The 21,018-nt window shown below is 71.6% G+C and carries 22 protein-coding genes; 4 read left to right on the top strand and 18 right to left on the bottom strand.

The window, feature by feature from the left end; translation table 11 throughout:
• Nucleotides 1-70 precede the first annotated feature (70 nt).
• The gene (locus tag J3486_RS25850) at nucleotides 71-1,387 is read left to right on the top strand and encodes a cytochrome P450 (protein WP_207824273.1); all 1,317 of its coding nucleotides are present in this window, start codon (nucleotides 71-73) and stop codon (nucleotides 1,385-1,387) included.
• Nucleotides 1,388-1,410: 23 nt separating this feature from the next.
• Here J3486_RS25850 and J3486_RS25855 read toward each other — a convergent pair whose 3' ends face one another.
• Genes J3486_RS25855 through J3486_RS25870 form a run of 4 tightly spaced genes read right to left on the bottom strand, consistent with a single transcriptional unit; the run spans nucleotide 1,411 to nucleotide 4,455 of the window.
• On the bottom strand, nucleotides 1,411-1,800 hold the full coding sequence (locus J3486_RS25855; protein ID WP_207824278.1) for a hypothetical protein: 390 nt from the start codon (nucleotides 1,798-1,800) through the stop codon (nucleotides 1,411-1,413).
• Between the two features lie 17 nt (nucleotides 1,801-1,817).
• A complete protein-coding gene (locus tag J3486_RS25860) occupies nucleotides 1,818-2,306 on the bottom strand; it encodes a hypothetical protein (protein WP_207824280.1) in 489 nt (162 codons plus the stop codon).
• A 17-nt stretch (nucleotides 2,307-2,323) separates the two neighbouring features.
• Nucleotides 2,324-3,889: a peptidoglycan-binding protein gene (locus J3486_RS25865; RefSeq protein WP_207824281.1), complete on the bottom strand. Its 1,566-nt coding sequence runs from the start codon at nucleotides 3,887-3,889 to the stop codon at nucleotides 2,324-2,326.
• Between the two features lie 17 nt (nucleotides 3,890-3,906).
• The gene (locus J3486_RS25870; protein ID WP_207824282.1) at nucleotides 3,907-4,455 is read right to left on the bottom strand and encodes a hypothetical protein; all 549 of its coding nucleotides are present in this window, start codon (nucleotides 4,453-4,455) and stop codon (nucleotides 3,907-3,909) included.
• A 266-nt stretch (nucleotides 4,456-4,721) separates the two neighbouring features.
• Here J3486_RS25870 and J3486_RS25875 point away from each other — a divergent pair, with 266 nt between their 5' ends.
• Together J3486_RS25875 and J3486_RS25880 are read left to right on the top strand one after the other, a co-directional pair.
• Entirely contained in the window at nucleotides 4,722-6,410 is a 1,689-nt protein-coding gene (locus tag J3486_RS25875; RefSeq protein ID WP_207824283.1) for a serine/threonine-protein kinase, read from the top strand.
• A gap of 665 nt (nucleotides 6,411-7,075) precedes the next feature.
• Nucleotides 7,076-7,840, top strand: a complete 765-nt coding sequence (locus J3486_RS25880; protein WP_307804938.1) for a hypothetical protein — start codon at nucleotides 7,076-7,078, stop codon at nucleotides 7,838-7,840.
• Between the two features lie 354 nt (nucleotides 7,841-8,194).
• On the opposite strand, the gene J3486_RS25885 is transcribed toward J3486_RS25880, so the two are convergent.
• Nucleotides 8,195-8,575: a hypothetical protein gene (locus tag J3486_RS25885; protein ID WP_207824751.1), complete on the bottom strand. Its 381-nt coding sequence runs from the start codon at nucleotides 8,573-8,575 to the stop codon at nucleotides 8,195-8,197.
• Nucleotides 8,576-8,795: 220 nt separating this feature from the next.
• Between J3486_RS25885 and J3486_RS25890 the strand changes: the two genes are divergently transcribed.
• Nucleotides 8,796-9,083 (top strand): winged helix-turn-helix domain-containing protein, encoded by a 288-nt coding sequence (locus J3486_RS25890; RefSeq protein ID WP_207824285.1) that lies wholly within the window; start codon nucleotides 8,796-8,798, stop codon nucleotides 9,081-9,083.
• A gap of 4 nt (nucleotides 9,084-9,087) precedes the next feature.
• Here J3486_RS25890 and J3486_RS25895 read toward each other — a convergent pair whose 3' ends face one another.
• The 13 genes from J3486_RS25895 to J3486_RS25950 all read right to left on the bottom strand — a co-directional run bounded on the left by J3486_RS25895 (nucleotide 9,088) and on the right by J3486_RS25950 (nucleotide 20,986).
• Complete coding sequence (locus J3486_RS25895; protein WP_207824286.1) at nucleotides 9,088-9,702, bottom strand: OmpA family protein; 615 nt, start codon at nucleotides 9,700-9,702, stop codon at nucleotides 9,088-9,090.
• Between the two features lies 1 nt (nucleotide 9,703).
• Entirely contained in the window at nucleotides 9,704-10,291 is a 588-nt protein-coding gene (locus J3486_RS25900) for a hypothetical protein (RefSeq protein WP_207824287.1), read from the bottom strand.
• Between the two features lie 21 nt (nucleotides 10,292-10,312).
• Nucleotides 10,313-10,906: a pilus assembly protein TadG-related protein gene (locus J3486_RS44365; RefSeq protein WP_267878232.1), complete on the bottom strand. Its 594-nt coding sequence runs from the start codon at nucleotides 10,904-10,906 to the stop codon at nucleotides 10,313-10,315.
• Complete coding sequence (locus tag J3486_RS44370) at nucleotides 10,903-11,097, bottom strand: hypothetical protein (protein WP_374194773.1); 195 nt, start codon at nucleotides 11,095-11,097, stop codon at nucleotides 10,903-10,905. The genes J3486_RS44365 and J3486_RS44370 overlap by 4 nt, the downstream gene beginning before the upstream one ends.
• 328 nt (nucleotides 11,098-11,425) lie before the next feature.
• Nucleotides 11,426-12,406 (bottom strand): expansin EXLX1 family cellulose-binding protein, encoded by a 981-nt coding sequence (locus J3486_RS25910; protein ID WP_307804939.1) that lies wholly within the window; start codon nucleotides 12,404-12,406, stop codon nucleotides 11,426-11,428.
• 103 nt (nucleotides 12,407-12,509) lie between these two features.
• Nucleotides 12,510-13,412 carry a DUF5936 domain-containing protein gene (locus J3486_RS25915; RefSeq protein WP_207824291.1) on the bottom strand — a complete coding sequence of 301 codons (903 nt, stop codon included), beginning with the start codon at nucleotides 13,410-13,412 and terminating at the stop codon, nucleotides 12,510-12,512.
• A 7-nt stretch (nucleotides 13,413-13,419) separates the two neighbouring features.
• Nucleotides 13,420-14,370: a type II secretion system F family protein gene (locus J3486_RS25920; protein WP_207824299.1), complete on the bottom strand. Its 951-nt coding sequence runs from the start codon at nucleotides 14,368-14,370 to the stop codon at nucleotides 13,420-13,422.
• Nucleotides 14,371-14,446: 76 nt separating this feature from the next.
• Nucleotides 14,447-15,805, bottom strand: a complete 1,359-nt coding sequence (locus J3486_RS25925) for a CpaF family protein (RefSeq protein ID WP_207824301.1) — start codon at nucleotides 15,803-15,805, stop codon at nucleotides 14,447-14,449.
• A gap of 1 nt (nucleotide 15,806) precedes the next feature.
• Nucleotides 15,807-16,322: a pilus assembly protein gene (locus J3486_RS45020; protein WP_307804940.1), complete on the bottom strand. Its 516-nt coding sequence runs from the start codon at nucleotides 16,320-16,322 to the stop codon at nucleotides 15,807-15,809.
• Nucleotides 16,319-17,905, bottom strand: a complete 1,587-nt coding sequence (locus J3486_RS25935; RefSeq protein ID WP_207824303.1) for an AAA family ATPase — start codon at nucleotides 17,903-17,905, stop codon at nucleotides 16,319-16,321. Before J3486_RS25935 ends, J3486_RS45020 begins: the two co-directional genes overlap by 4 nt.
• Before the next feature lie 322 nt (nucleotides 17,906-18,227).
• The gene (gene cpaB, locus J3486_RS25940) at nucleotides 18,228-18,950 is read right to left on the bottom strand and encodes a Flp pilus assembly protein CpaB (protein ID WP_207824305.1); all 723 of its coding nucleotides are present in this window, start codon (nucleotides 18,948-18,950) and stop codon (nucleotides 18,228-18,230) included.
• A 90-nt stretch (nucleotides 18,951-19,040) separates the two neighbouring features.
• On the bottom strand, nucleotides 19,041-20,000 hold the full coding sequence (locus J3486_RS25945; protein ID WP_307804941.1) for a hypothetical protein: 960 nt from the start codon (nucleotides 19,998-20,000) through the stop codon (nucleotides 19,041-19,043).
• A gap of 443 nt (nucleotides 20,001-20,443) precedes the next feature.
• Complete coding sequence (locus tag J3486_RS25950; RefSeq protein WP_207824306.1) at nucleotides 20,444-20,986, bottom strand: PadR family transcriptional regulator; 543 nt, start codon at nucleotides 20,984-20,986, stop codon at nucleotides 20,444-20,446.
• Between the last annotated feature and the right edge of the window lie 32 nt (nucleotides 20,987-21,018).

Below are 21,018 nucleotides of genomic sequence, written 5' to 3' on the forward strand. Positions count from 1 at the left end.
CCACCACCAAGGCCCACGTCCCCCACGCAGGGCCCGTCCGTCCCACACCACTCCGCAGAGATGCGAGCACATGTACGTACGTTCCGCACGTTCCGCGATAGCGAGCTGGCTGACCCGTCTCTACTTCTCCCGTCTGCGGAGAAAGGGCACGGGCCTGGATCTGTCGATCCTGTCGAAGCTGCCCGACGGCGCACTGCTGCCGCTGCGCCGCGAGGGCGTCGACCCGGTCCCCGAGATCGGTGCGCTGCGCGACCGTGAGCCGGTCAGCAGGCTGCCGATCCCCGGCATCACGGTCTGGCTGGTGTCGGGCTACGACGAGGCGAAGGAGGTCCTGGGCAACGCGAAGGCGTTCAGCAACGACTTCCGGCACCTGGTGGGCGTCGGCGGCGCGGGAGCCGACCAGAACCCGGGCGGCCTCGGCTTCTGCGACCCGCCGGACCACACGCGACTGCGCCGGCTGCTCACTCCCGAGTTCACGATGCGCCGGCTGTCCCGGCTGACGCCGCGCATCCACGCGATCGTCGAGGAGCAGCTGGCCCAGCTGGAGAAGGCGGCGCGGGAGTCGCCCGACGGCACGGCCGACTTCGTCGAGCACTTCGCGATGCCGGTGCCGGCGCTGGTCATCTGTGAGCTGCTCGGGGTGCCGTACGAGGAGCGGGAGGCGTTCCAGCAGTTCTCCGTGGCCCGCTTCGACGTGCTCGGCGGGGCCGGGGCCTCGTTCGGCGCGGTGTCGCAGTCCCTGGACTATCTGCGCGGGGTCGTCGCCGAGCAGCGGCGCCACCCGGGCGAGGGGCTGCTCGGCATGCTGGTGCGCGAGCACGGCGACAACATCACCGACGAGGAGCTGACCGGCCTCGCGGACGGGGTGCTGACCGGCGGTCTGGAGACCACGGCGAGCATGCTCGCGCTCGGCACGATGATCATGCTCAAGGACCGGGAGCACCTCTCGGCGCTGCGCGACGCGGAGGACCCGGCGGCGGTCGCGGCGCCCTTCGTGGACGAGCTGCTGCGCCATCTCACCGTCGTGCAGACGGCGTTCCCGCGGTTCGCCCGCGAGGACGTCGAGATCGGCGGCGTACCGATATCCGGCGGCGACGTCGTGATCGTCTCGCTCAGCGCCGCCGACCGTGATCCGCGCCTGGGCGGCCCCGACGACGACATGGACGCCTTCCTGCCCGCGCGCCCGCCCGCCTCCTCGCACCTGGCGTTCGGGTACGGCATCCACCGCTGCATCGGCGCCGAGCTCGGCAAGATGGAGCTGCGCGCCGCGTTCCCCCAACTGGTGCGCCGTTTCCCGGAGTTGCAGCTCGCGGTGGACCCGGCCGAACTGGAGTTCCGCAAGCTGTCGATCGTGTACGGGGTGGACTCGCTGCCGGTGAAGCTGTAGCCGGCCGCCTCGGACAGACGCCCTCAGCCGCCGCGGGCCGCGCGGCGGGCGCCCATGAGTTCGGCGACGGTGGTCAGCCAGCGGGCGGCCGCCGTCTCCGCCTCCTGGGTGCCGGCGGTGGGCGCCGCCTCCTCCAGCCAGCCGCGCAGCACCGCGGAGGCCTCCGGCGAGGGCAGCGGTTCGGCCAGCTCGGCGGCGTAGCGCACGCCGCCCGCGCGCACGACCTTGCCGAGGTACGCGACCGAGCGCGGCACCACGCCGAGCCGGTCCAGGGTGACGGCCGCGGCGACCGCGCCGTCCCCGAACAGGGCGGTACGGAAGCCCGGTCGGGTCAGGCCGTAGCGGAGCAGCGCGGCGATGTCGGTGTCGGCGACGAGCTGGTCGTCGGTGCGGGACGTCGGTGCGGGTGCCATGTGCGGGTCTCCCGGGCTCAGCGGACCGTGATCCGGTACTGGTAGTACGTCACGCGCTCGTCCGGCGTCGCGGTCGCGGTCGGCGCCTGCGTGGGTTCGTCGCCGTACAGGGGCGCGCCGGACGCGGACGGGGAGGCCGTGGCCGCCTCCCGTGCGCTGTGGCACATGCCGTTCGGGCAGTGCAGCAGGGTGACGGTGGCCGTGCCCTTGGCGCGGGCGGTGAAGTCGAAGTGGTTCGAGCCGTCCTCGCCGTCGTCGCCGCAGGCGCGCCGCGTGCCCATCTCCTTGAGGACGGCGGTGTCCGGTGCCGGGTCGGCCAGGTACCAGTTGTCGCCCATGGGGCAGCGCAGCGGCACGTCGAGGGAGAAGGCATCGCCCGCGTCGACCGTGAGGGTGCGCTTCTCCATCCCGTACGAGGTCGGGTCGCCGGAGTCGGAACCGCAGCCGGTGAGGACCGCGGTCAGAGCGGCAACTGCCGTGACGAGGACGGCTGTTCGGATGTGCATGGATGTCAACCCTGGTCTCAGTCCTGGTCGATGTAGACGCGGTTCACGTCGCCGTTGTTGTCCTTGGAGAAGCGGTCGTCGGTCGCCGCGCTGAGGTCGCCGTTGATGAAGTCGTCCTCGCTGACCCAGGTGGTGGTGCCCCACGGGTTGTAGATCTGGAGCATGTCGCCCTCCTGGCCGACGATCATCATGCCGTGGCCGACCCAGTCGCCGTTCTCCTCGCCCTCGATGTTGATGGGGACGGGCTTGCCCTCGGCGACGGACTCCTCGACGTCGGTGAGGACGTCGCGGCGGTCGTCGGCGCTGTTCATGTCGTGCGACTCGTAGCTGTCGCCGGTGTGCGGGCTCAGCTCCTTGTCGGAGATCTCGACCTGTCCGTCGGAGTCCATCCCGGAGGGGTGGCGGTCCCACCACCAGCCGCTGTTGGAGCCGTCACCCTCCTCGTGCATCCGCATCTGCTCGTCGGTGAGCCGCTCGCGGAAGTGCTCGTCGCTGTTGTCCTGGCCGTCGGGGCCGCCGGTCAGCTCCAGGGCGTAGACGGGGTCGACCATGGCACGGGCGGTGACGGTGGAGGACGGCACGCAGGTGGCGCCGTCCTGGTCCCACAGCTTGCCGCCGAAGGTCTGCTGCTCCTGCCCCGTCGCGGAGTTGGTGGAGACCGGCGCGAGGTGTTCGCGCAGCCAGACCTCGTCCTTGCCGTGGATCTTCCCGCCGAACTCGGCGACCTCGTCGACCGAGTACCCGGAGGCGAGCGCCTTCATCAGGTACGCCTTCTCCTGCGGGGTGGCGGCGTCGGCGAGGAGCTTCTCCATGCGGGCCCGGTCGGCGGGCGTCATGTTCTCCATGGCACGGCCCGAGCGCTCCAGGTCGTTGGCGCTGAGGATCTCGTTCAGTTCGGGGTCGCCGCCGACGTTGGCGGTGTCGGCCAGCGCGATCCGGTCCACCGCGGAGAGTTCGTCGGTGCCCATCTTTCCGGCACGGGCCTCGGACGCGTACTTGTTGAGGTCGCGGGCGCACTGGCGGGCCGCGTCGTCGGCGTCGGAGGCCGCGGTCAGGAGCTCGTCGACGCCGGTGGTGGCGAGGGAGCGGGCGGCCTTGCGGGCGGCCTCCTCGCCGTCGTCCTCGTGCCAGTCGTCGAAGAAGCCGTCCTTGTCGCCGAGTTGGGCCCGCGCGTCGCGCAGTTTGGTGCGGCCGCCGCTGTCCTTCTTCTGCGCGGCCTCCAGGCAGTCGGAGAACGTGATGAGCGCGTTGCCGCCGCCGCGCAGTGCCTCGGCCATCTGCTCGGCGGCGCGCGCGGTGGCGTCCACGGCGTCGGAGGCGAGCACGCTGGTGTCGCCCGCCCATACGTCGGGCAGGCCCTTGCGGCTGACGGCGTCGGTGCGGTCGTGGACCTTCATCGCGTTGTCGGCCTGGCCGCGGTAGCGCTTGCCGAGGGATTCGATGAGGACCGGGTCGCCCTCGGGCGGTGCGACACCGAGGGCGTCGTCGATCGCGTCGATCAGGTCGTTCTTGCTGCCGGCTGAGGAGATCCGGTCGCACAGGCCGTCGAGGCGGGCGCGGCGTGCGGTCGTCGATTCGGTCACGGCGGTCGCGGCGCCCTTCAGTAGTCGGTGAGGGCCGAGGGAACCTCGGCGTGGACCGGATCGGTGCTGATCAGCTCGTCGCCGGCGGGCGTCGGGCCGGTGCCGACCGGCGGCTCGCCGATGACGGGGCTGTCGCCGTACACCGGGTTCGTGCCGATCGGCGGCGAGCCGATCACGGCACTGCCGCCGTACACCGGATTGGTGCCGTACGCGGACTGCGTACCGACGGCGTTCGTACCGACGGCGTTCGTACCGACCGTGACGTTGGACGCGCTGGTCTGCACGAGGCGGTCGGAGCCCCCGTAGGCGCCCTTCGCGGCACGCACCTTGTCGGCCAGTTCGTGCAGGGCGTCCTCGATGGTGCGGGACTCCGCGGTCCAGGCGGAGGCGTACGCGTTGAAGGCGGGGCCCGCGTCGTCCCCGCCGAGCACCTCCTGCGTGTAGCAGGGGGTACCGGCGAGCAGCTCGCGGATCGCGCCGGCGTCGTCGCCGGCTCCGTCGAGTTCCTTCGCCTGGCTCGTCATGCCGGAATGCCGGACCTGGTAGCCGTCGCCCGAGGCGGCCATGGTGTTCCCCCGAATTCGCCCGTGCCCGTCAACTCGCCCGCCCCGCAGGGGCGGACCGGAATGGTAATGATCACTTAAAGACGTCACGGGCGGCCATGCCGGTTCCGTCTTCACACGAGTACGCACACGGCTGTCACGTCCCGTCCACACCACTGGGGGCGGGACGTCACCGGCGGCATAAGGTGCTCCAGTGGTCAACCACTGGTTGACCGGGGGTACGGGGGCCCCGGGCCGAGCGGCCACGGGGCGAAGAGGTGGAGGGGATCATGGATCTCACGGGGGACGGGGCGCGGCCCGATCCGCAGGCGGCCTTCACACCGCTCCAGGCGGACGACCCGGCCGAGGTGGCCGGATACCGGCTCGTGGCGCGGCTCGGCTCGGGCGGCATGGGCCGGGTCTATCTCTCGCACACGCAGGGCGGCCGCCCGGTGGCGATCAAGGTCGTACGCCCCGAACTGGCCGACGACCCCACGTTCCGGCGGCGCTTCCGGCGCGAGATGGAGTCGGCCCGGCGGGTGCGCGGCGCGTACACGGCGGAGCTGATCGACGGTGACGCGGACGCCGACCCGCCCTGGCTCGCCACGCTCTACGTTCCCGGGCCCTCGCTCTCCGAGGCGGTGGCGCGGCGTGGTCCGCTGCCGGTGCCCGCGGTGCTGTGGCTGATGGCGGGGGTCGCCGAGGCACTGCAGGCGATCCACGCGGCCGGGGTCGTGCACCGCGATCTCAAGCCCTCGAACGTGCTGCTCGCCGCCGACGGCCCGCGCGTCATCGACTTCGGCATCTCGCTCGCCGCCGACCTCAGCTCGTACACCGCGACGGGCTCGGGCATGGCGGTGGGCACGCCCCAGTTCATGGCCCCGGAGCAGGCGTCGGGCGGCGAGGTCACGTCGGCCACCGACGTCTTCGCGCTCGGCCTGACGGCGTCGTTCGCGGCGCTCGGTACGTCGCTGTACGGCGAGGGTCCCGGGGTCAGCGTCCTCTACCGCATCGTCCACTCCGCGCCCGACCTGACCCAACTGCCCGTCGAACTGCGCCCGTTGATGGCCCGCTGCCTGGCCGCGGACCCGGCCGACCGCGCCACGCTCCCGGAGATCGTGGAGTGGTGCCGCGAGCGGCTCGGCGACGCGTCCGGCGCGGGAGCGCGCTGGCAGGACATCACGGGCCCGGAACCGGAGGTCCCCGCCCAGCCGGCGGCCCCGGCCACGGCTCTGCTGACGACACCTTCCGCTCCTGCCTCGGTCCCCCGCGACCCGTGGGCCCCGCCGACCGAACCGGCCGGCCCGCCCGCCCGCAGGCCCGGGGCCCGGCTGGCAGTGGGCGCGGCCGTGACGGCGGCGGTGCTGGTGCTGTCGGTGCTGGCCTGGTCGGTGCTGGACGCGGCGGGGGTCATCGGGGGCGACAGCGCGAAGGGCGGGTCGGCGAAGGGGGGCGGTGCGGGCACCTCGGAGTCCGCCTCGGCCGGCCCGTCCCCGCTGGTGTCCACCTCGGCGTCGGAGCTGAAGGCCGAGGGCGAGGAGGGCGGTTCGGGATCGGCCGGCGGTTCCGTGTCCGCGGCACCGGACGACCGCACCACCCCGACCGCCGAACCGCACACAGGGCTCTGGCTGGACGCGAAGAACTCCCTCAGCTTCGACGCGCCGTACCAGCGCAAGGACCGCAAGGGCGACATCCGCTTCTCCTGCGCGTCGGCGGGCTGCGAACTGACCAGTGACACCGTGGCGTTCGTGCAGATCTTCGGCACGCCGGACGCCGGACGCTCGGAGTGCGCCGCGCTGACGAAGGGACAGAAGTACCACTCCTGGAAACTCGCCGCCGCGACGGGAGGCACCCAGATCTGCATGCGCCACCGCAACGGTGACATCGCCTCGTTCGTCATCGAGGTCAAGTCGACCGCCATGCCCGAGTCCGCCTTCCTGACCGCGGACATGACGATCTGGCGGGCCGACGGGGCGTAGATCGGGGGGCGGGCCGGCGGCCGGTGGGGCTCGCAGGCCCGTCGCTTCGCAACGGTGGGGTGGTGACGGACCCTCCCTTCGTCCGCGACCCGGTGGGCACCTTCTATGGGATTGCATGGTTGCTGTCCGTGGCTGGTTGCGCGTGGCCTCCGCTTGTCTCGTCGTCGTCGGACGACCGTCGATGGCTGGCTTTCGGGGGTTGCGGAGGTGGGTGGAACGGGCAGAGGTCCCCGTCATCTCCAGGCCTTCGGACGTACCCGCCGCAGTCGCCGACGGGGCGGGTGCGGCTATGGGAGGGGTGACGGTGGAGAAGGCGACGAGGGAGGGGGGGTGGCGAGATATCCACAGGCCGGAGCGGGGGTGGTGCGCGTACGGAAGAGTGGTGGGGGCCTCCGAGAGGCGCGGGGTGAGCGGTTTCTACACCGGGCGCGTCAGGCCGGGGCCGCTGGTGGCAGCGTGCGGGTGGGGGTGGCGCTTTGGGTGTAGAGAACGCTTGCGGGAGGGGTGAGGGGCGGGTTCCCTTGCGGGAGTTGGCGCTTGAGGGGGTCCTTTTGCGGTCATGGGCCCTGACGCACGGCTGGAAGCCCCGCACTCTGGAGCGGACCGTCGTACGGGACGGTTGGCAGCGTCTTTCCCAAGGGACGTGGCTGGCGCCCGGGACACAAGTGGATCTGCGGGTGCGGCTCGTCGCCGAGCAGTGGTCCGCCCCGTTCCTCGTGGTGAGCCACTCGGCCGCCGCGTGGTTATGGGGAGTCGAAATGCCGTCGTACGAGGCCGAGTTCACCGCCGAGCGGCGGACGCTCGGACGGCCGCGGGCGGGCGTACGGTGCCTCGCCCTCACCGAGCGGGACATCGCCGTCGTCCGACGGTTGCGGTGCACGACCGTCGACCGAACCCTCGGCGACCTGCTCCGGAGCGCCGACCCGGATGCCGCCGTGATGGCCGTCGACTCCGCTCTCACCCGGCGGCGCGTACAAAACTGTCGGCGCGGGCCGCTCACCACACTCGCCCGCGTCACCGCCGAAGCCTCCCGCAAGGGCCCGCACGGAAGGGCGAGAGCGCTGGCGCTTCTACGGCTCGTCGACCCCCACTCCGGCTCCCCCGCCGAGACCCTTGCCCGGCTGCGCATACACGAGGCCGGCCTTCACCCCACCTCCCAGGCTCACCTCACCACCCCGGACGGCACATCGGTACGGCCCGATTTCCTCTTCCCCGCCGAAGGCGTCGCCGTCGAGATCGAGGGCTACGCCTATCACGGCAGCCGCACCGCCCACGCCCGCGACCTCGCCCGCTTCAACGACCTCCAGCTCTGCCCCGAAATCCGCCTCGTCCTGCGCTTCACCGCAAACGACGTCCGCGACTCCCCCGAGCGCATGGTGGCCCGCATCCGTCACGCTCTCGCCCAGGCGTCCCTCCCGCGCCGACGGTGAGGCTTCCTCTCTCCACTCGCCTTGCCGCCTTCTCCACCGTCACCCCACCCATAGCCGCACCCGCCCCGTCGGCGACTGCGGCGGGTACGTCCGAAGGCCTGGAGATGCCGGGGACCTCTGCCCGTTCCACCCACCTCCGCAACCCCCGAAAGCCAGCCATCGACGGTCGTCCGACGACGACGAGACAAGCGGAGGCCACGCGCAACCAGCCACGGACAGCAACCATGCAATCCCATAGAAGGTGCCCACCGGGTCGCGGACAAAGGGAGGTCCGTCACCACCCCACCGTTGCGAAGCGACGGGCCTGCGAGCCCCACCGGCCGCCGGCCCGCCGCGATCCCACAACGGTCGCGGTCAGTTCCGGTCGGCCGCCGTGCACCTCTCGCACCGGCACGGCGGGTACGCGGCCGAGCGCGCGAGCGGGTCGCCCGCCGAGCCCACCAACACCCGCACTTTCCCCCGGTCGCCGATCACTTCGCCGTCGGCCCGGACCCGGTAGACCCGCAGCGTCAACCGGGAGCGGCGGGAAGGCGGCTCGGACTCCCCCTCCCCACCGAGGAGTTCGAGTTCATCGACGAGCGGAGGCGGATACAGCGGGGCACACGCCTCGCACGCGTACACGTTGAAGCCGGGTCCGGTCGCGGCATGGACCTCGTGTACGAGGACGGGGGCCTCGGTGGTGCGCTGGCAGCGGGCGCACATGCGGATCGGGGCGCGGTCACGGCCGTGGTTCATCGGGCCGCCCCCATCACGATGTCGTGGATCACACTCGGGCCCGCGTAGAGGTCCAGCATGTTGGCGCTCCTTTGCAGCGTTGGGCATGCCCCGGGGCGGCCCCATGTGCCGCCGCCGGATTCTCTCCGTACAGCACGGTACTGGGCGCAAAGGCGTGGTGTATAGCGGTTAGGCACACTCCATAGATCAGTGCAGCTCATGGGTGTCGTACATTGTTCGAATGGCAGGAGACTCTGGGCACGATCGGTCGCCGATCGACCCGATGAAGATCGCGTACGTCTACATGCAGATGGCCGACCACATCGCCGAGCGCATCGCCAAGGGCGAGCTGCGCCCCGGGGCCCGCCTCCCCGGCGAGCGGGACCTTGCGGCCGAATACGGCGTGGCCCACCTGACCGCCCGCCGCGCCACCAAGGAACTCCGCGAACGGGGCCTCGTCGTCACCCTCCCGTCCAAGGGCACGTTCATCGCCTACCCCGAGGCCGAAGGCGACGACGACAAGGAGTGACCAGTCAGCCCGACTTCGGGAACGACACCTCCACGCGCCGGTTCTTCTTGCGGCCTTCCTCGCTGCCGTTGTCCGCGATCGGGTAGTCCTCGCTGTAGCCCCTGACCTGGAACGTGACGTCGCCGCCCGCCGCGCCGAGTGCCGCCGTCAGTTCGTCGTGGACGGCCTCCGCGCGCTTCTTGGAGAGGACCAGGCCGTGCGCGTACGAGCCGAGGTTGTCGGTGAACCCGAACACCCTTACCGTGCCCGCCTTCTGGGCCTTGATCTCGTCCGCGATCGCCTGGATCCGGGACCTCGCGTCCGGGTTCAGCTTCGCGCTGTCCTTCGGGAAGAGGACCTCGGCCTGCAACGCGAAGGTGACCGTCTCGTTGGTGTCCGAGCGCCGCTCGTCGCCGGAGAGGTCCTCCACGACCGACTTGATGTCCAGCACCTTGGCCGGAGCGAGGGTGGCCCCGTCGGCAAGCTTGAGCCCCGGACTGTTGGCGTCCACCTGCGGAGGCGCGGAGGTGGTGGTGCTGCCGGGCGGCGCGGAGGGTTTGTCGTCGACGGCGTGGGCGGCCGTGCCGCTCAGGATCAGAACGGTGGCCGTCAGTACGGCGGTTGTCAGGTGGCGGGGCATGTCATTCGCCCTCGGAGATGTCGATGGCAGCGGGCGGCATCGAGCCCACCTGGAAGGTGACCTTGGTGGTGCCTTCTGGTGGGGCGGGGAACTGGGCGTACCAACTGTCCGTCTCCCCATTGCGCACCCCGCCGGTGAAGCGGGTGCACAGGCAGCGTCCCTCTGTATCCCGGAGCACGAGGTACTTCTTCTTGCCCGCCTCGTCCACCAGAGCGGCGCCGGCGATGGAGCCGCCGTTAGACATCAGCTCCTTCTCGTCGCCACGCCAGTCGACGGGCACCCAGCCTTTGCCCGTGCCGTTCGTGACGTTGCCTTGCACGGTGACGAAGCCGCCCTCGTCCCGCTGGGCCGACGTGACGGACAGTGTGATGCCGTTCTCGCCCTTCACTTCTGCTAGCACTTGACTGCTCGGGCTGGCGGACTGCGACTCCTGCTTGTCGTTCCCCTTGTCGGCGGACGCCGTACTGGGCGCCTTCTCTGGCTTGTCGCCACCGTCACCTCCACAGCCGCCCGCTGAGAGGACCAGACCAGTCGTGAACGCCACCGCGGCCAGTGCCCGGCGGGTCGTCGTAGTGCGCCGAAGATTCATCGCTACGGCTTCCCCTTCTCGTCAGTCGGCCAGGTGAACGGAGAACAGCGCCGAGGCGTCCGGCAGGTCCCCCGGGTCGAGGTTTTTAGGGTCGATCTCGAACTGGTCGCCTTCACAGGTGAGTTGAACGGGCTTCTTGAAGTCGGCATCGTCGGGAATCTCGCAGCGCGGCTGAATCACTGCGGTGGCGTGCGCCTTCGCGTGCTTGTTCTCCGTGCCAGGAATGATGGAGTCACCGACCGTGTAACGGGTCAGGACCTCTACGCGGTATCCGGGGAAGCCGTCGACCTCAGCAGGATCGGGGCCTGCGACTACATCGGCGTCGTTGTCTGCGGCCAGCTGCCCGGCCGCCGCCTGCGCATCGGCACCCTCGAACCCCTGCCCGCGGAGCCAGCCGAGCCAGTCGTCACCGTCACCGATGGCCTGGCCCAAGCCGTCCATCAACTCGTCACGTGCGGACTGCGCTGCCGCCAACGCGGCCGCGTCCGCAGCAGATTGAGCTCCATTGCGCGCCGAAGCGGCTTGCGCGAAAGCGAAGAAGGCGAACGCGGCGAAGAGCAGAATTCCGGTCAGCCAGATGTAGATCGGAAGGGTCGATCCCAGATCGCCGCTCAGCCGCCGATGACGTTGTTGATGGCATCCATGATCGCGCCGGAGATCATGCCGTCGAGGCCCAAGCTGTCGATCGCCACAAAAATCCCCGCAATCAAAATCATCAACCCCGCATACTCCACAAACCCCGCCCCCGCATCCCGCCGCTCCCCCCGAACCTGCTCCCTCACCGAAACCGTCCACTTGACCCACACCCCGAGCAGCCGATCCCTGGTCCTGGTCACGTTCTCCCCTTCCCCGTACGAGAGCTACGCTCGCGCGCGTACCGTACGCAACGTACGCGACCGGCAACCGCTTGTACCCGGATTCGACAATTAACTGCCTTTGCTTGACCGGATGTTGTCGGTGTCGTGGGCCCGGCATACGCACCCCCCTCCCGCGGTGTTCGCATTCGCCAACGCTGGGCTCCGACCAATGTAGCCAGTCTGAGGCCGTCGCAGGAGGGGGACAACGTGCCTATTGCGAAGTCGAGTTGATACGGACGGGCGCCCCCTCGCGTGTGGACACCGCGCGGGCCGGGGCTCAGGCGTGCCGGGCGAACTGTGCGGCTGTCCGCTGTACGGCGTCCGGCCGCAACGCGATTCCGGTGAAGGTGAGTTGCTGGCCGTAGATGTCGGTGAGCCGGATCGCGCCACCGCATCCGGCGCCGTCCTCGGAGAGGAAGTAGTTGTAGGACGTGCGGGACAGGCCGCGCCAACCGCCGCCGCTCGTCCGGACTTCGAGGCGGGCGACCGGATTGCGGTGGCCGATGGCCTGGATCGCGCACCAGTGGACGGACGAGCCGGTCTTGTAGCGGAGCGCGACGTTCGTGGACACGGCCGGGCTGACCAGGGACCAGGTGATGGCTGTCTGTCCCTGCACCGGGGCGGCGAGCTGGGCGAACGCCTCGGCGCTCAGGTCGAGTTGACCGGGTTTGCAGGGCGCCGGGCACTCGTTGGTGACGCGGACCGTGATCGACTTTCCGGACGACGCCCGTACTCGGATGTAGGCGCCGCACGCCTTCGACGTCTCGTAGTCCGCGGTGTTCATGGCCGCCGTCAGGGTGGTTCCCGCGGGCCCGAAGAGGCAGGCGCCGTCGCCGTCCCCCGCGTCGTAGAAGGTGGCGATGCCGTCGTACGTCCTGCCGGGGCGAATGCGGCCCGCGAGCGGGGCCGGGCCGCCGGCCGCCGGGGCGGGGGCGGGGGCGGCGGCAGTGGGGGAGGACCGCTTCTTGCTCTGGGCCGTGGCGGTCGGAGTCGCGCTGTGGCGGGGGGACTTGGCCGGTTTGGGGGACTTCGAGGGCTTAGAGGTGCGGGACGGGCTCGCCGGGGGTGTGGTGGCGGGGCTCGTCGTCGTACGGACCGCCGTGGCGTCGCCGTCGTCGCCGTCCCCGCCCAGCGTCACCATCAGCGTGCCGACGAGCGTCAGGACGGCGACGACCGCCAGGAGGGCGTACGGGGTGAAGCGGCTGCCGCGGCGGTCGCGGGCTCGGGATCCGGAACGGGCTCGGGGTCGGGGGGTCACTGGGGTCCTCTGGGCGGTCGGGGCGGCCGGGGGCGTGGCCTGTCTCCCTCTGGTGGTCGCCGCGGGCCGGAAGGTTGCCGCACCGGGCCGGGCCGGGCCGGGGTCAGCGGCCCAGGATCGAGCCGAAGTCGGAGCCCGAGCCGAGGAACATACCCGTGCCGATCAGGATCATCGTCGCGGGGAGCATGAAGACCAGGGTGACCATGGTGGCCTTGGGGATCGTCTTCGCGGCCCGGCGGCGGGAGTTCTGGGCGTCGGTGCGGCGCATGTCGGTCGCGAGCTGGATCAGCGTGTCGGCGATGGGTGAGCCGAGTTCCTCGCCCTGCTGGAGCGCCGAGACGAACTGGGCGACCTGCTCGGACGCGTTGCGCCGGCGCAGCTCGTCGAAGGCCTGGCGGCGCGGGACGCCCATGTCCATCTGGCGCAGCGTGATGCGGAGTTCGTCGGCCCAGGGGCCCTCGTACTTCTCCGCGACACGGTCGAGGGCCTGGCGGAAGCCGAGACCCGCCGAGACGACCACGGCGAGGACGTCGAGGAAGTCGGGAAGCGTGCGGTCGATGACGTCCTTGCGGTCGCGGACCGCCTGCCAGATCAGCGCGTCGGCGGCGAACGCGCCGAAGGCCAGGGTCAGCGCCCCGATCAGCGGCTGGCCGTTCTTGAAGAACACCAGGGCCATGAGGACGCCGAAGGCGCCGTAGACCGCGCGGCGGGCCGCGTAGCGGTCGATGGTGAGGCCGCCGGGGTTGCCCGCCATGTCGATCTTGCGGCGCTTGGCGTCGACGCGGCGCGGGCCCATCAGGCGCAGGACGAGGGGCGCGAACCGCATGCCCAGGCGGTCGATCGCCGAGCCGGTCGCGGAGACCCGGGTGGCACCGACTTCGAGGGCGAGCGCGAGGTCGCTGGGGACCTTGGCGTCGGCGCGGTACATCCGGACGCCGGTGAAGATGCCGAGGACGGCCAGGCCCATGGCGAGGGCGAGGAGGAGACCGATGACGGGGGTGGACATGGGCTGCTCAGACCTCGATCTTTCCCAGGCGGCGGATCACGAAGAAGCCGATCCCGTACAGGCCGAGCGAGACCAGGATCAGCGTCTGGCCGAGCGGCGATCCGGTCACGCGGGCCAGGGCGCCGTCGTTCGACGCGTTGACGAGGATCAGGGAGCCGAGGCCGAGGAGCGGGACCGTGAAGGCGGTGGCGTTGACCTCGGAGAGCATGGTGCGGATCTCGCGCCGGGTCTCCTTGCGGTCCTCCAGGGTCTGGGTGAGGTTGCGCAGGGAGGAGACGACCGTGCCGCCCGCCTTGTTCGCGAGGACCAGCGTCGTGACGAGGACGATGAGTTCGCGGGAGGGCAGGCGTACGGCGAGTTCGTCGAGGGCGTCGTCGACGGACCGGCCGAGTGCCAACTGGTCGGCCACGCGCGAGAGTTCCTCGCCCGCCGGGGCCTCCAGCTCCTCCGCCGCCATGGCGAGCGAGGTGCGCAGGGCGAGTCCGGCCGCGGTCGCGTTGGCCAGCAGGCGGGCCACGTCCGGGAGTTGGTTGATGAACGCCTCGATGCGCTTCTGCCGCTGCCAGTTGAGGAAGATCGCGGCCGCCCAGACGGCCACGGCCGCGGCGATCGGGCCGAAGAACGGGGCCAGGGCCGTCGCCGCGAGCAGCCACAGCGCCGCGACGACCACGGCCACGTAGACGAAGAACTCGCCCGGTGTCAGGTCGAGGCCGGTCGCGGAGAGGCGCAGGTGCAGGGCCCTGCCCAGGCGGGTGCGGCGCAGGCGGCGGTCGACCGCGACGAAGCGGCGGGTCCTGCCTCCGGCGCCGTGCGCGGCGCCGGCGCCCGGGTAGTCGTCGAGGCGGTCGACGAGGGCCTGGCGCTGGGCGCGCCCGGACGCGTAGACGTGCACGCCGGCGATGGCGACGAGACAGGTCAGGACGGTGGCGACGAGCGTGACGAGGACGGGCGTCGTCATGACACGGCTCCCAGGCGTGGGGCGGGTACGGGTACGGGTGCGGGCGCAGGTACGGGTACGGGTACGCGTGCCGGGGTCATCCCGTGGCCTCCCTCGTGTTGCGTGCCTCGACGGCTTCCACGACGCCGAACGCCGGGGGCACCGACTCCCCCGCCACGTACAGCCGGTCGGCGACGCGGCGCGGCATCGGCAGGTGCTCGTAGTAGCCGTGGACCCGGCGCGGACCGCCGGTGTCGGTGAAGGTGTGCGGCTGGGTGACGAAGCGGGAGACGGTGGCGATGGTGAACTGTTCGCGGCCGTGCGAGACGAGGAGGGCGATCTCGGTGACGCGGCGGGAGCCGTCGGCGTGCCGGGTGAGCTGGACGAGGACGTCGACCGCGGAGTTGATCTGGTCGCGCAGCGCCTCGAAGGGCACGTCGACCTCGGACATCGAGCCGAGGGTCTGGAGGCGGGTGAGGGCGTCCTCCGCGGTGTTCGCGTGGACCGTGGCGAGGGAGCCGTCGTGGCCGGTCGACATGGCCTGGAGCATGTCGAGGGTCTCGCCGCCGCGGACCTCGCCGACGATGATGCGGTCGGGGCGCATGCGCAGGCTGTTGCGGACGAGGTCGCGGATGGTGACCTGGCCCTTGCCCTCGACGTTCGCCGGGCGGGATTCGAGGCGGATCACGTGGTCCTGCTGGAGCTGGAGTTCGGCCGAGTCCTCGATGGTGATGATGCGTTCGTGGGACGGGATCAGCGCCGAGAGGGCGTTGAGCAGCGTGGTCTTCCCGGAGCCGGTGCCGCCGCTGACGATGATGTTGAAGCGGGCACGGACGCAGGCCGCTAGGAACATCAGCATGTGCTCGTCGAGCGAGCCCAGGCCGATGAGTTCGGTGAGGCTGTACGCGCGCGGGAAGCGCCGGATGGTGAGCGTGGCGCCGGTCAGGGCGAGCGGCGGGATGATCACGTTGACGCGCTCGCCGGTGGGCAGGCGGGCGTCGACCATGGGGTTCGACTCGTCGACCCTTCTGTTCACGGTCGACACGATGCGTTCGATGGTCTGCATGAGTTGTTCGGCGGACGCGAAGCGGAGCGGGAGCTGTTCCACGCGGCCCGCTCGCTCCACGAAGATCGCGTCCGGGCCGTTGACCATGATCTCGGTGACGGAGGCGTCGGCGAGGAGCGGTTCGAGGATGCCGAGGCCGAGGGCCTCGTCGACGACGCGGCGGATCAGCTGGGTGCGCTCGGTGGAGGAGAGGACCGGGCCCTCGCGGCTGATGATGTGGCCGAGGACGCGCTCCAGGCGGACGCGGCGGTCCGCGGCCTGGAGCGAGGACATCTCCGCGAGGTCGATCTCCTCCAGGAGCTTGGCGCGGTAGACGGCCACGAGGCTGTTGTCGCGGGACGGTTCGACGGTGGTGTCTCGGGTGGCCACCACTCTGCTGCGCAGGCTCATCTCAGCTCCCTCCGTTGTCGCGGTCGTTCGGCATCGTCGCCGTGCGGTGCAGGTCCCAGCCGCCGAACAGGGGGATGACGGCGGGGACGTGGACCGTGACGGTGGCGGTGACCGTGTCGCCGGTGGACACGGCCGCCGACGGGTGCAGCCAGGTGCTGGCCGCGCCGGACGCGGCTGCTCCGCCGGAGCCGGGGGTCAGGGATTCGGCCCGTGCCGCGGCGCGGGCGGCGCTGCCGGCCTGGTTGGCGCCGTAGCCGACCAGGCCCAGCTGGATCGCGGCCATGCCGATCACCAGGAGGAACGGGAGGAAGCCGGCGAACTCCAGCATGGAGACGCCGCGGTCGTCCGGCTTCCGGTGACGGTGCGTCGCGGCGGAGGTCTTGGGGGAGGTCTTGGGGGTCGCCCCCTCCTCCCCTTCCCGTCCCGAAACCGCGGGCTTCGCCCCCGGGCCCCAACTCGTTGCGTGGGCGGCATCGCGCCGGTGGGGGCTGGTCGCGCCGTTCCCCGCGCCCCTCACGGGGCCGTTCCTTCGGACGCCGCTCCTGCCTGGCCCTTGACCTCCCAGCCCGGGTTCACGCCCGGGAAGAACAGGGGGACCTTCACCTGCACCGTGGCCTTCATCAGGGTCCCGTCGTCGGCGCACGTGACGGTGGCGCTCTGCCAGGCCGACGGGAGGTGTTTCCTGCCCGCCGTGGTGCAGGCTCCCGCCGCGTCGCCGTTCCCGGCCTGCGCGGAGGTCGCCGCGCGGGCCGCCTCGTCCGCCGCGTTCCCGGCGAGGGAGTACGTGTAGCCGTACAGGACGCACTGCCACATGAGGGCCATGACGATCAGGACCAGGGGGAACATCGCGGCGAATTCGAGGGTCACGGCGCCCTTGTCTGCGCGGCGCCGGGAGCGGCGGCCGCCCTGGTCGGGGGGCGGGGCGGCGACCAGGCCGAGTTCGCCGGCCAGGGTCCACAGGGCCTGCTTCACCGTGGAGCGGTTGTCGAGGTCCTGCATGCGGCCCGCGTCGACGGCGGCCTGCAGTTCTTTGTAGGCGGCGGGGACAGTGGCGCGGGTCGTCTTCGTGCCCGTGACGCGCTCGACGAGGGTGGGCTGGATCTCGGCGGAGCGTGCGTGGCGGTTGACGACGGTCAGGGTCTCCTCGGCCTTGCGGATCTGGAGGCGGTCCCAGAGGCGGACCATGCGCTTGGCGGCGCGTACGGCGACGACGTCCGGGGTGACCAGCAGGACGGCCTGGTCGGCGAGTTCGACCGCCGCGGCGTTGGCGGCGCCCATCTGTGTGCCGCAGTCGACGACCACGACCTCGTAGCGGGCCCGCAGGGCGTGCACGACCTGGCGGGCGACGCGGTCGGTGACCTCCTCGCCGCGTTCGCCGTCGGCGGGGGCGAGGAGGAGGTCGATGCCGGTCTCGTGGGTGAAGACGGCGTCGGCGAGGACGCGCGGGGTGATGTCGTGGATCGCGGCGAGGTCGGCGACGGAGCGGCGGAACTGGACGTCGAGGTAGGAGGCGACGTCGCCGGACTGGAGGTCGAGGTCGAGCAGTGCCACGGAGCGGCCCGACGCCCGTGCGGCGAGGGCGAGCTGGACGGCGGCGAGGGTGGTGCCGACGCCGCCCTTGGCGCCTGTGACGGCGACGACGCGGGCGCCGCCGCCCGCCGGGACGAGTTCGCCTCCGGGTGAGCCCGCGAGGTGGCGGCGCATGCCGGCGGACCAGGAGGCGGCGGCCTGGACGCGTTCGGCGAGGGCGTCGTAGCTGAGCGGGAAGGGGACGATGCCGCGGGCGCCGCTGTCCATGGCGGCGGTGAGCAGGGCGGGGCTGGTGTCGGCGGTGACCAGGACGACGCCCACCGCGGGGAAGCGGAGGACGAGGTCGCGGATGAGGTCCAGGGCCGGTACCGGGCCTATGCGTTCGTGTACGAGGACGACCTCGGGGAGTTCGTCCAGGGACTCGGCGGCGAGGCGGGCCAGCAGGTCGAGGAGGGCGGTGGAGTCGGGGACGGGCGGGGCCGGTTCGGTGTCGGGGAGCTGGGAGAGCAGGGTGATGAGGGCGCGGGCGCCGTCCGGGTCCCCGACGGCCGGGAGAATGCGCGTGGTCATCGAGTCTCCCTGGGGGCTGTTGTTCCGGTACCGGGGTGTGTGCACTGCCCCTTGAACGGGCGTCCGGCGCCTGTCGTCTCGCCCACCCGTGCCGCCCCGGGCGGCAGACCGGCCAAGGCTGCGACGACCGCACCGGCGGCCACGGGACGAGCCCCGTCAGGGGGGCGGGGAACCGCGCGAGCGGGCCCCACCGGGCCGCGGCCGACGACGAGACCTTTCGGGGGTCTGGGGGCGCAGCCCCCCGGGGCGGGTCGGGCAGGGGTGGCGGGAATCCCCGGCCCCGCGCACCGCGAACCAGCAGCAATCACCACGCCCGGCCCCCCTACTTGTCCTCGTCCAGCGTGTACGTCCGGTCCCCCGGTGGAACCGACCCGTCACTGCCCGGCGCCACCAGCGCCAACCGCACATGGGTCGCGAACGACTCGGCGTACGCGACCCGTTGGGCGTCCGCCGCGCCGAGCGCGAACGTGATCGGCACGGCCTCCCCCTGGCGCCGCACGCTCGAATTGCCGGAGGCGTTCGCCCCCTGCTGGTCGATCGGGGTGAGCTTGCCGACGTCGATGACCTCGGCGTTCTCCACGATGACCTTGGACTGGTCGTGCTCCTTGTCGTTCTCCGCCTTGAAGGTGGCGTAGATGTTCACCTTCGACCCGGGGTTGATCTTGCCCGCGACACCCGTCTCGGCGTCGATCATGATGGCGATCTCCTGCTGCCCCGCCTTGAGTTCGGGCCGCGCGACGATCATGTCCTGCTGGAGCAGGGAGCCCTTCTTCAGCTGCGTGACGGCGATCTTGCCGCGGATCTCGTTCAGGCTGGTGATCGCGGTGGAGGAGAGCCAGCGCTTGGGCATCTCCACCTTCTCGAACTGGTCCTGCGACAGCTCCTTGTACGGGGCGACGTCCTGCTTCAGACGGTACGCGGTGGTCTCGTCGCCCACCTTGGAGTTCACGTCACGGATCACCGACAGCACGCCGGCGAAGGCCGCGAGGGCGCACAGGGCCGAGACGACCAGGAGAATGACGCCGCGGCGCTGACGTGAATTCATGGACGGGACAACCTCGTTGCGAGTCGGACGGACAGGGACGGGACGGACGGAGGCGGGCAGGGCGGGCGGAAGCGGAGGCCGGCGGGCGGATCAGTGCGGGGCCCTGGGCAGGGCGGCCCGCGCCGAGGCGGCGGCCGGGGCGAGGGCCGAGGCCGACGCCGAGCGCCCGCCTCCCACCCGCTCCCCCGGCGTCTCGGCGACGGACAGCGGAGCCGCGCAGAACCCGCAGCGGTCCCCGATGAGTTCGAGCCCGCACCAGCGGCAGCTCTCCCGCCGCACGGACGACACGAGCTGGTAGAGCACGGAGATGTCGGGGATCGCCGCGGCGAACTCCACGATGCGGCCGGGGCTGCCGGGCTTCCCGGTGGCCCACCAGCGCGCCGACTCCGCCGGCAGCCGCGCCTCAGTCACCCCGTTCACCCGCCAGGCCGGGGCGAGGGTCCCGGTGACCCAGTCGGGGGTCTGCTGCCCGGGGGCGTAGAAGAGGTGCGTGCCGAAGGAGGGCCCGCCGGGCACCTCGCCGCCGGTCGTCGCGCCGAGCCGGACCAGCTCGGGCTGGGGCGAGGCGACCACCGCGAACTGGGCGCCGGGCGCCCATGACTTGGTGTGCGCGCGCAGTGAGACGGGGACCCGGTCGAGCTTGGCGACGGAGCCGACGACGGCGCCCGCGTACACGTAGTGGGCGAGCAGCCGCGCGGCGGAGGCGAGGACTCCGGGGCTGAAGTCGCAGATCGACAACTGGCGCAACTGCAGGGCCAGTACGGCCAGTCCGAGCGGTGGCAGTTCGGGCCGCAGGATCGCGATCCGGTCACTTTCGAGCACGGAACGGACCGAGTGCAGCCGGTGGACGACGGAGTCAGGTGCGGACTGCGGACAGAGCACGATCACATAGCCGTGCTGCTCGATCAGCGTATGGACGTCGATGATCGCCCGGTCGAGCGGATACCGCTCCTGCGGCTCCCCCACCGGCAGCACGGAGGCCGTCGGTGTGTGCCGGTCGGGTGAGACGAGCACGAGGTCGGGGTCGGTCACGGCTATGGCGGTCGGCACGCATGCACCCCCGGTCGCTCTGCGCTCCTCTGACACTGCGGTCCGTGCAGTCCATCGCGGCCCTGCTGCCAGTGCACCCTATCCGCGCGACCGCCCGGCAACACCCAACTTCGCACTGTTCATGGCCAGATGGGTTCGGGTTGGCGCGGATCCATCCCCTCCGTCACCGCGCGGCGGACGCGGAACGGAGCGCATACGGAACGAATACGGACCGATCGGGGACGCCCCCTTGACTTCACAATTGGTCTGGACCAGCTTGGAGCCTCGGGACGGGCAGCGTCCCCGCTCCCCCGGCGACGCTGCCCACACCCCGCCCCTCAGGGCGGGCGCGTGACACGGGGAGAGGGCGACGGCCGGGACGCGACCGGCACGGCGGCGTACCGGGCCGCACACCGGGCCGCGCGGGACACGCGCGGCGAGCCGGGGGTGATCCGCGCCGGGGTTCAGTCCAGGGCCCCGGCCCTCGGCTCAGCCCCGGCGACCTGCCGCTGCGCCCACTCGGCCCACTCCGCCTGCATCGCCATGAACCGCTTGCCCCACTCCAGGGTCAGCCGGCCGTAGACGGACAGGTCGTCGTCGCCCCAGTCCATCGACGCGTCGAAGGACTTCAGTTCGGCGAGGCGGGCGGCCGCGGACTCGGCGCGGTCGCGCAGGAATCCGCGGGCCTCGTCGCGCTCCACCGTGCCGAGCAGGAAGACGCGCAGCAGGACGTCGTTGCGGCGGTAGCCGTTGGGGGCCGTCTCCAGGAGCCAGGTGCGCAGTTCGGCGCGGCCCGGGTCCGTGATCGCGTACGTCTTGCGGCCGCGGGCGCCCTCCTCCGCGACCCGGACCAGACCGGCCGCGTCCAGCTTGGTCAACTCGGTGTACATCTGGCTCTGCGTCGCGGGCCAGACGTTGGCGAGGCTGGTACGGAAGGTACCGAGCATGTCGTAGCCGCTGGCCGGGCCGTCCGCGAGGAGGCCCAGCAGTGCGTGTCGAAGGCTCATGGGGGGCAGCTTACCTTGCACCTTCCACTATT

It is taken from the genome of Streptomyces sp. VRA16 Mangrove soil (genome assembly GCF_017377775.1).
Taxonomy (GTDB): domain Bacteria; phylum Actinomycetota; class Actinomycetes; order Streptomycetales; family Streptomycetaceae; genus Streptomyces.

Bases quoted from the DNA above. Each gene is read 5' to 3' on its own strand.
- J3486_RS25850 (WP_207824273.1), top strand. From the start codon at position 71: ATGTACGTACGTTCCGCACGTTCCGCGATAGCGAGCTGGCTGACCCGT.
- J3486_RS25855 (WP_207824278.1), bottom strand. From the start codon at position 1,800: ATGGCACCCGCACCGACGTCCCGCACCGACGACCAGCTCGTCGCCGAC.
- J3486_RS25860 (WP_207824280.1), bottom strand. From the start codon at position 2,306: ATGCACATCCGAACAGCCGTCCTCGTCACGGCAGTTGCCGCTCTGACC.
- J3486_RS25870 (WP_207824282.1), bottom strand. From the start codon at position 4,455: ATGGCCGCCTCGGGCGACGGCTACCAGGTCCGGCATTCCGGCATGACG.
- J3486_RS25875 (WP_207824283.1), top strand. From the start codon at position 4,722: ATGGATCTCACGGGGGACGGGGCGCGGCCCGATCCGCAGGCGGCCTTC.
- J3486_RS25885 (WP_207824751.1), bottom strand. From the start codon at position 8,575: ATGAACCACGGCCGTGACCGCGCCCCGATCCGCATGTGCGCCCGCTGC.
- J3486_RS25890 (WP_207824285.1), top strand. From the start codon at position 8,796: ATGGCAGGAGACTCTGGGCACGATCGGTCGCCGATCGACCCGATGAAG.
- J3486_RS25895 (WP_207824286.1), bottom strand. From the start codon at position 9,702: ATGCCCCGCCACCTGACAACCGCCGTACTGACGGCCACCGTTCTGATC.
- J3486_RS25900 (WP_207824287.1), bottom strand. From the start codon at position 10,291: ATGAATCTTCGGCGCACTACGACGACCCGCCGGGCACTGGCCGCGGTG.
- J3486_RS25915 (WP_207824291.1), bottom strand. From the start codon at position 13,412: ATGTCCACCCCCGTCATCGGTCTCCTCCTCGCCCTCGCCATGGGCCTG.
- J3486_RS25920 (WP_207824299.1), bottom strand. From the start codon at position 14,370: ATGACGACGCCCGTCCTCGTCACGCTCGTCGCCACCGTCCTGACCTGT.
- J3486_RS25925 (WP_207824301.1), bottom strand. From the start codon at position 15,805: ATGAGCCTGCGCAGCAGAGTGGTGGCCACCCGAGACACCACCGTCGAA.
- J3486_RS25935 (WP_207824303.1), bottom strand. From the start codon at position 17,905: ATGACCACGCGCATTCTCCCGGCCGTCGGGGACCCGGACGGCGCCCGC.
- cpaB (WP_207824305.1), bottom strand. From the start codon at position 18,950: ATGAATTCACGTCAGCGCCGCGGCGTCATTCTCCTGGTCGTCTCGGCC.
- J3486_RS25950 (WP_207824306.1), bottom strand. From the start codon at position 20,986: ATGAGCCTTCGACACGCACTGCTGGGCCTCCTCGCGGACGGCCCGGCC.